Origin of the sequence: Gordonibacter urolithinfaciens, assembly GCF_900199375.1 — a bacterium.
Classification (GTDB): Bacteria; Actinomycetota; Coriobacteriia; order Coriobacteriales; family Eggerthellaceae; genus Gordonibacter; species Gordonibacter urolithinfaciens.
Window position 1 is genome coordinate 340,923 of the sequence record NZ_LT900217.1, and the last position, 15,192, is coordinate 356,114.

Here is a 15,192-nt window from a genome sequence, read left to right on the forward strand (position 1 = left end):
CCTCCCCCGCCCGGCGGGCGGGGGAACGGCGGCGCCCGCGCGAACGGGCGCGTGGGCGGAAAGCAGGGGCGCGATTTGAAAACCGTCGCAGCGGGGCCGCGGTGGGCGCGGTACAATCGGCTGCAACGGAAGCCGCGCACGGCTGACGGAAACGGCACGGCGCGCGAAACGCGGCAAGGCGGATGCAGCCAGGCAGACGAGGGAAGGCGGAGGACCATGGGGAAGAACGTGCTGGTGCTGAACGGGAGCCCGCGGACAAACGGCAACACGGCGGCGCTCGTGGACGCTTTCGCGGAAGGGGCCGGACAGGCGGGCAACGACGTGGTGCGCTTCGACGTGGCGCTCATGGACATCGCGCCCTGCCGGGGCTGTCTGGGCGGAGGCGCCGACGCGGAAAGCCCCTGCGTGCAGAAGGACGACATGGATGCCGTGTACGCCGCCTACCGCGCGGCCGACGTGGTGGTGCTGGCGTCGCCCATGTACTGCTGGAGCGTCACCGCGCAGGAAAAGGCCGTGCTCGACCGCCTGTTCGCGCTCATGGAGGCCGGCATGCGCGCCGCAGAGGCGGGCGGTGCCGAGGCGGCAGCGGCCGAGGCGGAGGCGGGCGGCAAGGGCTGCGTGCTGCTCATGCCCGCCGAGGAGGACACGGAGCGCAACTTCGCCCCCGTCGTCTCCTATTACGAGACGCTCTGCGAGCGCATGGGCTGGCGCGACCTGGGGCGCGTGCTGGTTGGCGGCGTGTACCGCACAGGCGACATCGCCGGCAACCCCGCCCTCGACGAGGCCCGCGAGCTGGGTGCCGGACTGCGGTAGGTCGTGCGAATCGGGCGCTGACTTGCGATGGAGCCCGTGGACGCCAGCCTGCGGCAAGGCAAGCGAGGGCGCGAGCATCCAACGGGCGGTTTCGACGGGCGATCGAAACCGCCCGTCTTTTTTCGGGCAGAGCGCAACAAATGACGGTTCCTTCCCCGTGTTCTAGGGGAAAGGAGATGGGATATGGAAGAATCAGGCGAGATAGCGCTGCCCGCGGGCTTCGGCGCCGCAGGGCGGAGGCGGCCGGACGCGGCACGTCCCCCGCTCGACGGCGCTTCCAGCACCGGCACGTCCCGGGCAGCAGGCGGCAGCGATGCGGGCAACGCCTTCCGCGGCGACGCCCCCGACGCAGTCGCCGAGGCAGACGGCGCGCAGGCGCGCGAGGCGACGGCGTTCCTCGAGGACGCGGTCGGGCGCTGGGGCGACACGGTCCTGCGCCTGGCGGCGAACCGCACGGGCAACCGCGCCGATGCCGAGGACGTGTTCCAGACCGTGTTCCTGCGCCTGCATCAAGGCGGCAAGCGTTTCCGCGACGACGAGCATTTGAAGGCCTGGCTTCTGCACGTGACCGTCAACTGCTGCAACGACCTGCACCGCAGCCCCTGGCACCGGAAGCGCGCCACACTCGGCGACGAGGACGTGGCGCGCCTCGCCGACCGTCCCGACCCGAACGCCCCGGAGGGCGCCGCAGACCGGGACGACGAGCTGGAGGCCGCCCTCGCCCGCCTGACCGACCGCCAGCGCACCGCCGTGCACCTGCACTACTACGAGGGGTACGCGACCGAAGAGATCGCCCGTATCACCGGCGAGCGCCCCGCCACCGTCCGCTCCCACCTCCACCGCGCACGCAAGGCACTCAAGATCGACCTAGGAGCACGCCCATGAACGAGAACGAGTTCCGCACGCGCTACGCCGCGTCGCAATCCCACGTCGAAGCCTCCCCCGAGCTCAAGCAGCGCGCCGTCTGCAACGCCCTGCAGGAGGGCGCGGCACAGTACGCCGGGAGCCAGGCGCCCGCGAAGGGAGCCGTGTCCGCCAAGCGCCCGACCCGGCGCCGTCCCCGGCCCGTCTCGCGCACCGCCGGCCATTCCGTCGGCGCCGCATCCCTCGCCCGCCGCTGGGCGCCAGCCGCGGCCGCCTGCCTCGTGGCCGGCGCGCTCGCGGTGGCCGGCATCCCCGCCTTCACCTCGTCGCTCTCGGGCTCCCCCACCATCACGCTCGACGAGGCCGCAGCACGCTGCGGATTCTCGGTGCGCGCCTACGCGAGCGACGGCAGCGCGCCCCTTGCACCGGGCGAGGGCGGCACCGTGGCATTCGACCGCGACCTGGGCTACCGGTTCCGAGGGGGCGACGACTACAAGGTGAGCGGCTTCTTCTCGGGCTGCCTCTTCCACGTGGAAGGAGAGGGCATCGTCCGCGTGCAGGCGCATCTCACGGGCGGGGCGCTGTACCGCGTGACGTTCGAAGACGGGCCGACCGACCCCGACGACCCGCGCATGGGCGAGCTGGCGAGCTGGAAGCCCACCGCGCGCGGCACCGGCGAGCACTACGGCGGCTACGACTTCGTGGGCAGCGCCATGCGCGACGGCGAGAGCAAGCTGAGCCTCGCGAAGCTCATGGGCGCCACCATCGACGTCTCCGCGGACGACGACCCCGGCATCGCCGACGGCACGACGAGCTTCGGCCTCTGGACGAACGAGGGCGAGGTTCCCGAAAACGCCGCGAACAATCCCGAATCCCCCGTCATCGACCTGTTCGACGGGCAGACGCTCACCGTCACCGTGACGTTCGAGGACGGCAGCATATCCACGCAGGCCATCGAGCTGCACGTCGCCAACTTCGAGACCGAGATGGTAGACGGCACCCCCCGCCTGACCCCTCGCCTCGCTGCGGACGATGCCGAGGCGGGCACATCGGCGAAATCGCTCTACGGCACCGTAGTGGAAGCCGGAAACGGTCCGTTCCCCTTCCCGCTGGACGACGCGAACAACCGCGCCGACGAGGTGCTGCCCGCCGACACGCTCGAACGCGCCGAGGAGACGCGCCCTGTGTCGATGTTCTCGAACGGCGAGCCGCACGCTGCGACGCTCGCCAACACGGTTATGTACGACGCGGGCGAGATCGCGGCCATCCAGCTTCGCCCACCTTACGAGCAGGGCGACGACGAACGGCAGCTTGCCGTAGGACCGGTCTCCATTACACGCGCAGCCACGCCGCCGAGCGGCAAGACGCCCGACGAATTCGTCGAAGTCGCCAACGGGTGGCTGGGCAACCTGGCATATTTCAGCAAGTGTACGCAAGAGCGCTACGGGTACGCGTTCAACGATGACGGCACTCTTACCGATCAGGGGTTCTGCTACCTTGAAGCCACCTTCACCGTGACGAATCCGAATGAGGAGAGCATCGAGCTGAACTCGCGCGATATGGGCTCGTTCGGCCTTGCGAACGAAGAAGGTCGGCTGCTCGCCATTGACACGAGCTACTTCACGCTTGACATGGCCGTGAGCGGAGATGCGGAAACCGACCTCGATGATCCGCGTTGCTTCACCATCGCCCCGGGAGGCACCGCGCGTGTGTCCGTCCTCCACGTGCTGCCGAATCGACTCGCCGACGACGAGGGCCTCTTCTTCCTGACAGGATTCGAGCAGAGCGGCGCGCTGGTGGCGTTCTCCGTTGGAGAGTAGCTCTAGCCGCCCGGTCCCTCCATGCAACGCCCCCGCAGGTCGAACCTGCGGGGGCGTTGTCGTCCTTACTCGCGGGCAAGCTTGCGGGCGCCGAGGTACGTCACGGCGAAGTACACGCCGTACACCGCGAGGAACGCTCCGGCGCAGGCGAGCGCCATCGAGGTGATGTCGAGGTGCCCGAACACGGCCACGACGTCGGTGACCACCACGAGCGCGCACGCGGAGTGCGCCACGGCCAACAGCAGCGGGAACAGGAAGTACACGAGCACCTGCACGAACAGCGCGCCGTCGATCATGCGCTCGGGGGCGCCCAGCTTGCGCAACAGGCCGTAGCGCTGTGCGTTGTCGGACGCGTCGGAGAGCTGCTGGATGGCCAGGATGGCCGCGCAGGCGATGACCAGCACGAAACCGAGGTAGATGGCCAGGTACGCCACGATGGTGGAAAGGCTGATGCTCTGGTCGAAGACATCGGCACGCGTCATGGACAGCGTGATGGGCCAGGTGTCGGGATTGTCGGTCTCCGACACGGCGTCCATCATCTCGCCGAACGCCGCCTCGTCCGCATCGCTTGCACACTGCACGTCGAGGATGGACTGCAGGATGCGCGCACCCTCCGGCACCGCCTCGTCGGGCACCACGAGCGTGCCGGTGTTCATGGGGAACGGCGTGGTCTGCAGGCAATCATCGCGGAACTCGACCACGCGCATAGCGCGTCCGCCCACGGACAGCTCGGTGCCGCGTTCCACCACATCGCGGTAGAACCCGCTCGTGATGTCGGAGTCGCTATAGACCGCGCACTCCCCCGCTCCCAGTTCGAGCGCGGGCTTGCCCGCCAGCGCAAGCGCATCGTTGACCTGCGACAACGCCGCCACGTACACAGGGTACACGCCGTAGCCGCTGTTGATGGACGCGCCCGCGTAATCAGCCAGCACCAGGCCGCTCGCGCGCTCCACGTCGTCCATCACCAGGCCGTCGGACGGGTCAACCAACAGATCGACCTGAGCCGCACCGGACACGACCGCGTCATAGTCGCCTGCCCCCACTGCAGCCACGCTCGAGCGCAGCCCGGCAACCATATCGTAGCCCTGCTGCTCGGCGAACTCGCCGAATGCCCCCAGGTCCGCTGCCTGGAAGCCCGCCTCGGCGTTGTAGGAGCCGAAGGAGGTGGACACGCTGGCGCTGTAGTCGGTGCTCCTGTCCAGCGAGCCGTCGATGGCGTTGCGGATGCCGATGCCGCCGCACACGCTGGTGATGGCCAGGAACAGCACGATGCACACCACCGACAGCGACGCGAACGTGGTGTTCACCTTAGCGTTCAGCTGCCGCAGCGTGAACATGTTGAGCCCGCGCAGGTACAGCGGGCGTGCAAGCTGCACGAACTTCAGCAAAAAGCCCGACAGCGCATAGAAGAACAGCACCGTGCCCACGCACACGAGCACCGTGGCCGCGGCGAATTCCGGCGAAGGCTCCATGAGCCCGTTGTCGATGAGCAGCTTGTACGATACGCCGATCAGCACGATCGACACCGCGAACAGCACGAGCGACAGCGGCAGGCTCTTGAGCTTCATCTCCTCGTTCCTGCTGCTTGCGTGGAGCAGGTCGATGAGCTTCGCCCGTGCCACCGTGCGCGCGTTCAGCAAAGCGGCAACCAGGAAGATGGCCGCGAACACGACGGCGGTCTTCGCCAGCGCGTCGGCCGAGAACACGAACGCGAACCCGCCGGCAGCCGCCACGTCGGCCTTGAACAACGCGCTTGTGAGCTGCAGCAGAAGCTGCGAGAGCCCCACGCCCACCGCAAGGCCCACCGCGAGCGACGCCGCGCCCACGATGAGCGATTCAAGCGCCACGATCCTCACCACGTCGCCTGTGCTCATACCCAGTGTCAGGTACACCCCGAACTCGCGCTTGCGCCGCTTGATGAGGAATCCGTTCGCGTACACCACCAAGAGCACGAGCACGAACGCGATGAACACCGACACGCCGCCGATCACCATGCCCAGAAGATCGAACATCTTGTCCTGCGTCTCGGAGAACGCGAGCACGCCCTGCTGGGCCGTCATGGAATTGAATGCGTAGAACACGGCCACGCCCAGCATGACCGTGAGGAAGTAGACGCCGAAGTCCGCGAGGGACTTGCGCACGTTGCCGAGCGCGAGCCTAGCAAGCATGGCGCGCCACCTCGCCTTCGGCAGGCTCGTCATCGCCCGCGCCGCCCATGGTCGACACCATCTCCACGATCTTGCGGTAGAACGCCCCGCGGTCGGCGCCCGATCGGCGCAGCTCGCCGAACAGGCCGCCGTCCTTGATGAAGATGATGCGGTTGCAGTAGCTGGCCGAGAACGAGTCGTGCGTGACCATGAGGATGGTGGACCCGCGGCTGTTCAGGTACGCGAGCGACTCGAGCAGCTGCCTGGCCGACTTCGAGTCGAGGGCGCCGGTAGGCTCGTCGGCCAGCACGAGGCGCGGGCGGCCCACCGTGGCGCGTGCCGCGGCCACGCGCTGCTTCTGGCCGCCGGACAGCTGGTAGGGGTGCTTCTGCAGCACGTCCGCTATGCCGAGCGTGCGCGCCGCCTCCTGCACGCGCGCGTCGATCTCGCGCGCCGGGATCTTCTGGATGGTCAGCGCGAGCGCGATGTTCTCGTACGCCGTGAGCGTGTCGAGCAGGTTCGAATCCTGGAAGATGAAACCCAGCTCCTCGCGCCTGAACCGCGCCAGCTCCTTGCCGGCGAGCGACCCCACGTCGCGCCCGCCGATATGGATGCTGCCGCTGGTGGGCGCATCGATGGTGGCCAGGCAGTTGAGCAGCGTGGACTTGCCCGACCCGCTGGGCCCCATGATGCCGGTGAACTCGCCTGCCGCCACCGCGAAGCTCACGTGGTCGAGCGCCTGCGTCACGCTCGCCTCGGAACGCTTGCGCCCGCCGCCGCCGTAGCGCTTGCCCACGTTGCGCACCTCCACCACCGTCTGCATCGCCTGCCCTGCATGTTGTGCCGCCATGTTCGTCTCCTTCTCTCGATCGGCTCCGCAGACAAGCTTACGCGGGCGGCCTTACGCCCTCCCTTCCCCTTCCTTGCGCTTTCCTTACGCTGCCTTGCGGCTGCCTTACGCCCCGCGCGCGGCCGCCCGTGCACGGGGCGGTTGTGCCATAATGCGAACGTGAGAGAAGGGAGCGAAGATGGCATCGGGCGGATTCGGCATGGTGGACGAGCATTTGCGCGGCAAGCGCATCCTGGTGGTGGACGACGAGCGCGAGCTGGCCGACATGGTGGCGGCCATCCTGCATGGCGCGGGGTTCGCCTGCGTGGACGTCGCGCACGCAGGGGCCGAGGCGCTCGCAGCCGTCGACGCGCGCGCAAGCTCGCCCGAGCGCGCCTACCAGCTGCTCGTGCTGGACGTGATGATGCCCGGCATGGACGGCTTCGACCTGCTCGCACGCGTGCGCGAGCGGCCCGCCTGCGCACGCGTGCCCGCGGTGTTCCTCACGGCGAAGGACGAGCCCTATCACCGCGTGAGCGGCCTCTCCCTGGGCGCCGACGACTACATCGCCAAGCCGTTCCTTCCCCAGGAGCTCGTGCTGCGCATCGCCGCGGTGCTCCGGCGCTGCTACGCCGAGGAGAGCCCGTCGCTCGAGCTCGACGCCTGCCGCGTGAATTTCGCCACGGCCGAGGTGGAGCGCGCGGACGGGAGCACGGTGCTGCTCACCGCCAAGGAGCATGAGATACTGAGCGTGCTCGCGCGCAACGCCGGGCGCATCGTCACCATCGACGCCTTGTGCGAGGCGTGCTGGGGCACGTCGTTCGGCTACGAGAACTCGCTCATGGCGCACATCCGCCGCCTGCGCGAGAAGATCGAGGCCAACCCGTCGAAGCCCGCCTCGCTCGTCACGGCGCGGGGGCTCGGCTACAAGCTCGTGAGGCGAGGATGAGCATGGCGGGCGGGACGCGCGGACGGCGCGGGAAGCGGGCCCCCAGCCTCGCGCGGTTCTTCACGAAGCAGCTGCTGCTGTTCGCCGCGCTCGCCTTCCTCATCGTGGTGGTGGACTTCTTCCTGTACACGGTCATCGCCTTCCACGAGTCCAACGAGAACTTCGACGACGGCACGCCCGCCCTGGTGATACGCGCCGTGGACGGCGCGCTCGCGCTCGGCGAGGAGGGCTGGACGCTCGGCGGGGCGGGGGCCGCGGAGCTCGACGCTCACGGCGCCTGGGCCGTCCTCGTGGACGGCGAGGGGGCGGTGGCCTGGTCGCACGGCGCGCCCGACGACGTGCCGACGTCGTTCACGCCCAACGAGCTGGCCATGGCTGCGCACTACGCCAACATCGCCGACTACCCGGCGTTCTTCTGGAACCGCGACGACGGATTGCTCGCGGTGGGCTTCCCGAAGGGCACGTACTGGCACATGGGCCTCACGTTCCCCGCATCCACCGTACGCATGGTTCCGTTCTACCTGCTGCTCGTGTTCGCCGTGGACCTGGGAATACTCTTCACGGTGTACGCGGTGTCGCGGCGGCGCACGCAGAGGGCGGTCGGCCCCATCGCCGACGCACTCGACGCGCTGTCCGAGGGCCGCGCCGCCGAGCTCCGCCTGAAGGGCGACCTGCGCGAGATCGGCGACCAGATCACCGAGGCATCGGGCATCATCGAGCAGAAGGACGCCGCGCGCGCGAACTGGATACGGGGCGTGTCGCACGACATCCGCACGCCGCTGTCGATGATCCTGGGGTACGCGGACGCGCTGGCGGCCGACGGGCGGGTGCCGGAGGACGCGCGCGCCCAGGCGGCCCTCATCCGCACTCAGGGGCTCAAGATCAAGGACCTCGTCACCGACCTCAACACCGCCTCCCAGCTTGACTACGACATGCAGCCGCTCAAGCTGGAGCGCGTGCCCCTGCCGCGCCTTCTGCGCTCGGTGGTGGCGGGGCACATGAACGCGGGCCTCGACGAGCTGCATCCCCTCGACCTCGAGGTGGCCGAGGGCGCTGCTGAGGCCGTGGTGCTGGGCGACGAGCGCCTGATCACGCGCGCCGTGGAGAACGCCATCGCCAACGCGCGCCTGCACAACGAGGGCGGCTGCAACGTGGCGGTGACGCTTTCGGCGCGCGAGGGGCTCGCCGCGATCCGCGTGGCCGACGACGGCGCGGGGGCCGCACCCGAGGAGCTTGCCGCGCTCGAGGCGCGCCTGGCGCGCGCTCGCACTGCCCGCAGCGCCGCCGGCTCCTACGGCGAGGAGCACGGCCTGGGCCTCGTGCTGGTGGACCGCATCGCCCGCGCCCACGGCGGCTCGATCGCGCTGGAGAGCGAGCCGGGACGCGGCTTCGTCGTGGAGGTCCTGCTGCCGTTGGCGTGACGGGCGCCGGGAGGTCTACGCCCCGCAGACGCCGATGCCGATGAGGCCGGGGCCGGTGTGCACCACGAGCACCGGGCTGATCTGGCCCTCGTACCAGGCGTCCGCATGTCCGACCCGCTCCCCCAGCTCGGAGCGCACGGCAGCAGCCTCCTCGGCGGCGTCGCCGTTCACCACGGCCATCGTGCAGCGCGGGAACCGCGACGCGAACTTCTCGGCGCACGCCATGGCCTTCTTGAGCGACTGGCGACGGCCTTTCGCCTTCGACACCGTCACGTACACGCCCTGTTCGTTGCAGGTGATGACCGGCCGCATGTCCAGCATGCTGCCCACGGCGTACGTCACGTTGCCGATGCGCCCGCCCTTATGCAGGTACTCCAACGTATCGACGCAGAAGAACACCTTCGTGTCGCGCACGATGCGCTCGCTCTCGCGCCGCACATCGTCGAGCGATGCCCCGTCCGCCAGCATGCGCGCCACGGCCAGCGCCACGAGCCCGGCGCCCATGCCGATGTTGCGCGTGTCCACGATGGCGCACTCGAGCCCCGCTACGCCCGACGCTACCGAGCGCATGAGGTCGTAGGTTGCCGAGAGCCCGCTCGATATGGTGACGACGACGGCCTGGCTGTAACCGTCGGCCACCACGCGCTCCAGCACCTCGCGCGCCACGGCCGGCGTGGGCGTGGACGTGGTGGGCACCTCCTCGGCAAAGCGGTCGTATACCTGCTGCGGCGTGATGGTGACCTTGTCCAGGAACGTCTCGTCCCGGTAGTTCACCTGCAGCGGCACCACGTACATGCCGAAGCGCTCGATGTCCTCCGGGGGAACGTCCGTGCACGAGTCAACGACGAGCGCGATGCGGGAAGAGTCCATGGGGCCTGCTTTCGATCGGGTGCTTCTCTATCTTGTATTAAAAACTAGATTACGTGCTTTTTATCACCATGTCAACAAGTTGTAGTAATTGACGCAGAAACCCTTTCTTGCTATGCTCCCCCGATACGACCCGCAAAAAGCGCTCGAACCGGAAGGCACGGCCCATGAAAGACGTCAGCGCAACGCCCTACGCCCAGCGGCTTCTCGAGCTGCACTTGCCCCGCTACGGGGAGATACCTCGCATCGACCTGTACATGGACCAGCTCGTGGGCTTCCTCGAGGAAACGCTCGCACCCCTTTACCAGCCCGACGAGAAGATCATCACGCGCTCGATGGTGAACAACTACGTGAAGCAGGGCGTGCTGGCGGCGGCGGCCGGCAAGAAGTACTCGCGTGACCACGTGGCCTACCTCGTGGTCATCTGCACGCTGAAGCAGACATTCTCGCTCTCGGAAATCGACCTCCTCATTCGCCGCCAGATAGCAACGTTCGACACAGGCGTGGCCTACGACTACTACTGCGATGCGTTCGAGGCGGCCGTCCGCGCACTGTTCGGAACCCGCCCCGCCAGCCCCCAGGGCCTTGCCAGCGGCGATGCGCCTGGCGACTTCGAGCGCGACCTGGTGCTGGCGTCCACGGCAGCCGTGGCCTACACGCTGCACATCAAGGCCAGCGTCGCTCTCATACGGGAGGAGCCCGCTGGGGGAAATGACTCGCAAGGCGTTGCAGGGCCTGCGTAACCACATGAAAAACCCTCGCCTTTGAAGGGCGCCCCCGCTCGACGGTCGGTTACAATAAAGGGGCCGGCCTTTCGGTCCGGCATCCCGGAAAGCAACGCAACGTAAGGAGGGCGATCGGTGGAGGCACTCGTGCTCGCACTGCTCATGCTCGCGGCCGTCCTGCTCTCCTCGGTGATCGACCAGCTTGTCCCCAAAGTGTCCTCCCCGCTCATCCAGATCGGACTGGGCCTGCTCATCGCCCTGTTCGCCCCCTCGCAGATCAACATCACGCTCGACCCCGACCTGTTCCTCGTGCTGTTCATCGCGCCGCTCCTGTTCGACGAGGCCAAGAACGTGGACAAGGGCGCGCTGTGGAAGAACCGCCGGCCCGTGCTGTCGCTGGCCATCGGCCTGGTGGTGGTCACCGCCCTTATCATCGGGTTCGCCGTCGAATGGCTCGAGCCCTCCATCGGCCTGTTCGCCGCCTTCGCGCTGGGAGCTGCGCTCGGCCCCACCGATGCCGTTGCCGTGGCGTCGCTCTCGAAGGAGACGGACATCGCACCGCGCGACAAGAGCATTTTGGAGGGCGAGTCGCTCATCAACGACGCCTCGGGCATCGTGGCGTTCCAGTTCGCCCTTGCGGCGGCCACCACGGGCACGTTCTCGCTGCTGAACGCCTCGCTCGACTTCGTCGTGAGCTTCTTCGGCGGCATCGCCATCGGCTTGGCGCTGGGGTATTTGGGCAACTTCCTCGTGCGGCGCGTGCGCTCGTGGGGCCTCGAGAACACGACGTTCCACGTGCTGTTCGAGGTGTTCACGCCGTTCATCGTGTACCTCGTGGCCAACCAGCTGGGCACGAGCGGCATCATCGCCGTGGTGGCGGCGGGCCTGGTGAACGTCATATCGCCGCGCACCATCGGGCCCTCTATCTCGCGCATGAACATCGTGTCGTCCAGCGTGTGGCGCGTGCTGTCGTTCGCGCTGAACGGCATCGTGTTCGTGTTCTTGGGCACGCAGCTGCCGAAGGCCATGCAGGGAACCTGGGACGACGTGAGCATCGACAACGGCGTGCTCATCGGCTACATCCTGCTGCTCACGCTCATCTACGTGGCGGTGCGCTTCGTGTGGCTGCTCGCCATGGAGCGCTACCACTCGCACCGCGCGCCGGAGGGCCAGCGGCCGGGATGGCGCGCCGACGTGCGCTCGTCGCTGGTCATGGCGCTGGGCGGGCCGAAGGGCACCATCACGCTGGCCGTGGTGCTCACCATACCGGTGACGTACCTCGACCCGCTGCGCGGCGTGGTGGCCTTCCCCCAGCGGGAACTCATCATATTCTTGGCCTGCGGCGTCATCGTGGTCACGCTGCTCTTGGCCACGTTCGTGGTGCCGCTGCTGGCGCCGAAGAAGCCCCCGACCGACGAGGATCTGCGCTGCGACGAGACGCAGGTGAGCCTGGAGATACTGCGCTCCGTGATAGAGGAGTTGGCCGCGCGCCAGACACCCGAGAACCGCACGGCCACGCAGACGGTCATCCACTCGTACAACCAGCGCATCGCGCGCATCAAGAACAGCAACGACATCCTGGACGAGCCGAACACCGCCCTGCGGCTGCGCGCGCTCGATTGGGAGCAAGACTACGTGCTGAAGCTCATCGAGGCCGAGGAGGTCTACCCCATCGTGGGCTACCAGTACCTAAGCCGCCTCGCGCACATAGAGAACCTGCTGAAGCACCATGCGGGCCGCTGGTCGCTGCAGAACGCCTACCTGCGGATGCGCGCGCTGGCCCGCACCGGATGGCACCGCCTGCTCAGCGGCCTGCCCGGCGTGAGCCCCACCGAGCGCACGCAGGCCATCCGCGAGCTGCAGATCAAGGGCTCCGAGCACGTGATCGCGAAGCTGCAGGCCATGCTGACCTCGCCGGAGTGCAACGAGCCGGCCGAAGACGTGAGCGCGCTGGTCATGGAGTACCAGCGCACCATCTCGATGCTGCGCAACGCGAACCCCTCCATCACCGCGCTCACCCGCACCGGCGCCTTGGCGACGGACGTGGAGCGCTTGGGGCTGCGCTTGGAGCTGGAGCAGATCCAGACCCGCTACGAGGAGGGCGACCTCTGCCGCGCCTCCGCGAAGCGCCTGCGCGAGAACGTGTACCTGATGCAGGTGGATTTGGAGGACAACGTGTGATGGGGCGAGACAAGGGACGGGGATAATGTCTCATTCCCCTGCGCCTAACGAGCTTCGAAGGCGTTCCGGAATGAGACATTATCCCCGTCCCCTTGTCTCGCCCCGACCACCCACACGCAAAAGGGCCGCCCGCGGGCGGCCCTTCGAATCGCCGGTGCGTCGTGCTTACATCTTCGCCGGAGCGGTAACGCCCAGGAGGTCGAGCGACTTCGCCAGCACGATGCGGGTGGCGTCGACGAGCGCGAGTCGCGCGTTCGTAACAGCCTCCTCCTCGCCGATGACGTGGCAGTTCGTGTAGAACGAGTGGAAGAGCGATGCGAGGTCCTGCGCGTAGTGCGTCAGGCGGAACGCGGCGCGGTCGCGGGCGGCCTGGGCCACGAGCGGCCCGAAGTCGTCCATCTTGCGCATGAGCGCGAGCTCGGACTCGTGCGTGAGCGGCGAGAGGTCCACGTCGGCGGGAATCACCTTCGCAGCCAGCTCGTCCATGCTCATCTCGCCGGCCTCCGCGGCCTCGGCGTCGGCCGGGTCGGCCGCCTTGCGCAGGATGGAGCAGATGCGGGCATGCGCGTACTGCACGTAGTACACCGGGTTCGACGCATCCTTCTTCTTCGCCACCTCGATGTCGAAGTCGATGGGCTGGTCGGAGGACTTTGCCAGCATGAGGTAGCGGGTCGCGTCCACGCCCACCTCGTCGATGAGCTCTTCGAACGTGATCATCTCGCCGGTGCGCTTGGACATGCGCACGGCCTCGCCGTCGCGGAACAGGTTCACCAGCTGGCCGAGCATGATCTCGAGCGCGCCCGGCCAGCCCCACGCGGCCAGCATGGCCTCGCAGCGGGCGATGTAGCCGTGGTGGTCGGCGCCCCAGATGTTGATGAGGTGGTCGAAGCCGCGCTCCATCTTGTTGTAGTGGTACGCCACGTCGCTCATGAAGTAGGTCATCTCGCCGTTGGCCTTGATGAGCACGCGGTCCTTCTCGTCATCGAACGCGCTCGACTTGAACCAGGTGGCGCCGTCCTTTACGTAGATGTAGCCCTTCTCGTCCATGGCCTCGAGGCTTCGGTCCACCGCGCTCTTGCCGGTCTCGTCGGGCACGTACAGGCTGCGCTCGCTGAACCAGCACTCGAACGTCGTGCCGAAGCGCTCGGTCACGCGGTGCTGCTCGGCCAGCTCGTAGGCGTAGGCGCGCTCGCGGAAGTTCTCCATGCGCTCCTTCGGGTCGGCGTCGAGCCACACGTCACCGTCCTCGTCGATGATGGTCTGCGCGATGTCCTTCACGTAGGAGCCGGCGTAGCACGCCTCGGGCATCTCGACGTCGCGGCCGAGCAGCTGCTGGTAGCGCACGGCCACCGACTCGCCGAAGTTGTCCATCTGCGTGCCGGCGTCGTTGATGTAGAACTCCTCGAACACGTCGTAGCCCGCGTGGCGCATGACGCGCGCCGTGGCGTCGCCGAGCGCGGCCCAACGGCCGTGGCCCACGTGCAGGGGGCCGGTCGGGTTCGCCGAGATGTACTCGAGGTTGATCTTGCGCTCGCCCTCCGGGATGGTGCCGCGGCCGAAGTCGCCCTTCTCGGCGCGCGCCTGGGCGGCCACGCCCTGCAGGGCCGACGGGGCCAGGCGGATGTTGATGAAGCCGGGGCCGGCGATTTCCACGCTCTGCACGAGGTCGTTCTCCGGCAGGTGGTCGACGATGATCTGGGCGATCTCGCGCGGGTTCTTCTTGGCGAGCTTGGCCGAGCGCATGGCCACGGTGGACGCCCAGTCGCCGTTGGCCTCGTCGCGCGGACGCTCAAGCGCCGCCTCGGGAGCCTGCTCGAGCTCGAGCGATCCGTCCTTGCACGCAGCCGCGACGGCCGCGTCGATCAGCTGTTCAAGTTGTTCGCGAATTTGCATGGTGCGCATCTTTCCTGTCCGATATCCAAACGGTTGCATATCGGTCGATTCTACCACCTTTTGCCCGCACGGAGGACCCGCGCGGCGCCTCCCGGACAAGGCGTGGCTGCTTATGCAGAAAAAGCACACATGACCTCGCAAAAAGCAGGTTCGGTTAAGCGCGCCCCGCCCGTCGTGCGCCCTGTGGTATCGTAGACGCCTGCACCTTACGGAAAGGAAAAGCCATGGAATACCGGTTCGAGCAGGGAAACTTCGCGGACGCGCGCATCGTGCGCACGCGCGTGTTCATGGAGGAGCAGGGCTTCGCGAACGAGTTCGACAGCCTCGATGCGCACCCGGCCACCCTCCACGTGACCCTCTACGACGCCGAGGGCGCGCTCGCGGGCTGCGCGCGCACGTTCCCCGACCCCGAGCACCCCGACGAGCCCGGCCGCTGGGTGTTCGGCCGCCTGGCCGTGCTGCCCGAGGCGCGCGGCGACGGCCTCGGCGCGGCGCTGCTGGCCGAGTCCGAGCGCCTCGCACGCGAATCCGGGGCCACGGAGATGCACCTGCATGCCCAGTGCCGCGTGACCCCGTTCTACGAGCGCCGCGGCTACGAGCAGTACGGCCCCGTTGAGCTGGACGAGCACGTGGAGCACGTCTGGATGCGGAAGGCGCTGTAGGGCGGAATCCGCGCAGGGCGG

General features: G+C 68.1%; 12 protein-coding genes. 8 read left to right on the plus strand and 4 right to left on the minus strand.

The features are described 5' to 3' along the window. Positions 1–216: 216 nt before the first annotated feature. The 3 genes from BN3560_RS01520 to BN3560_RS01530 all read left to right on the plus strand — a co-directional run bounded on the left by BN3560_RS01520 (position 217) and on the right by BN3560_RS01530 (position 3,497). A complete protein-coding gene (locus BN3560_RS01520; protein ID WP_087190944.1) occupies positions 217–813 on the plus strand; it encodes a flavodoxin family protein in 597 nt (198 codons plus the stop codon). A gap of 183 nt (positions 814–996) precedes the next feature. Further along, entirely contained in the window at positions 997–1,698 is a 702-nt protein-coding gene (locus tag BN3560_RS01525; protein ID WP_096226750.1) for an RNA polymerase sigma factor, read from the plus strand. Continuing rightward, a complete protein-coding gene (locus BN3560_RS01530) occupies positions 1,695–3,497 on the plus strand; it encodes a hypothetical protein (RefSeq protein WP_096226752.1) in 1,803 nt (600 codons plus the stop codon). The genes BN3560_RS01525 and BN3560_RS01530 overlap by 4 nt, the downstream gene beginning before the upstream one ends. A 65-nt stretch (positions 3,498–3,562) precedes the next feature. Here the strand turns inward: BN3560_RS01530 and BN3560_RS01535 are convergent, their stop codons facing one another. Both BN3560_RS01535 and BN3560_RS01540 read right to left on the minus strand, forming a co-directional pair. Further along, a complete protein-coding gene (locus tag BN3560_RS01535) occupies positions 3,563–5,665 on the minus strand; it encodes an ABC transporter permease (protein ID WP_096226754.1) in 2,103 nt (700 codons plus the stop codon). Next, positions 5,655–6,494 (minus strand): ABC transporter ATP-binding protein, encoded by an 840-nt coding sequence (locus BN3560_RS01540; protein WP_087190947.1) that lies wholly within the window; start codon positions 6,492–6,494, stop codon positions 5,655–5,657. Before BN3560_RS01540 ends, BN3560_RS01535 begins: the two co-directional genes overlap by 11 nt. A 178-nt stretch (positions 6,495–6,672) precedes the next feature. Here BN3560_RS01540 and BN3560_RS01545 point away from each other — a divergent pair, with 178 nt between their 5' ends. Continuing rightward, on the plus strand, positions 6,673–7,422 hold the full coding sequence (locus BN3560_RS01545) for a response regulator transcription factor (RefSeq protein WP_197702162.1): 750 nt from the start codon (positions 6,673–6,675) through the stop codon (positions 7,420–7,422). A 2-nt stretch (positions 7,423–7,424) separates the two neighbouring features. Then, positions 7,425–8,843: a sensor histidine kinase gene (locus BN3560_RS01550; RefSeq protein WP_172623273.1), complete on the plus strand. Its 1,419-nt coding sequence runs from the start codon at positions 7,425–7,427 to the stop codon at positions 8,841–8,843. Between the two features lie 15 nt (positions 8,844–8,858). Here BN3560_RS01550 and BN3560_RS01555 read toward each other — a convergent pair whose 3' ends face one another. After that, entirely contained in the window at positions 8,859–9,713 is an 855-nt protein-coding gene (locus BN3560_RS01555; protein ID WP_096226757.1) for a DegV family protein, read from the minus strand. A gap of 164 nt (positions 9,714–9,877) precedes the next feature. Between BN3560_RS01555 and BN3560_RS01560 the strand changes: the two genes are divergently transcribed. Next, positions 9,878–10,453, plus strand: coding sequence for a DUF1836 domain-containing protein (locus BN3560_RS01560; RefSeq protein WP_087190950.1), 576 nt, complete (start codon positions 9,878–9,880; stop codon positions 10,451–10,453). 117 nt (positions 10,454–10,570) lie between these two features. Next, entirely contained in the window at positions 10,571–12,616 is a 2,046-nt protein-coding gene (locus tag BN3560_RS01565; protein WP_096226759.1) for a Na+/H+ antiporter, read from the plus strand. Positions 12,617–12,781: 165 nt separating this feature from the next. Here BN3560_RS01565 and argS read toward each other — a convergent pair whose 3' ends face one another. Continuing rightward, complete coding sequence (argS, locus tag BN3560_RS01570; protein WP_096226760.1) at positions 12,782–14,509, minus strand: arginine--tRNA ligase; 1,728 nt, start codon at positions 14,507–14,509, stop codon at positions 12,782–12,784. Positions 14,510–14,733: 224 nt separating this feature from the next. On the opposite strand from argS, the gene BN3560_RS01575 reads away from it, so the two are divergent. Continuing rightward, positions 14,734–15,171 (plus strand): GNAT family N-acetyltransferase, encoded by a 438-nt coding sequence (locus tag BN3560_RS01575; RefSeq protein WP_087190958.1) that lies wholly within the window; start codon positions 14,734–14,736, stop codon positions 15,169–15,171. Positions 15,172–15,192: the final 21 nt, after the last annotated feature.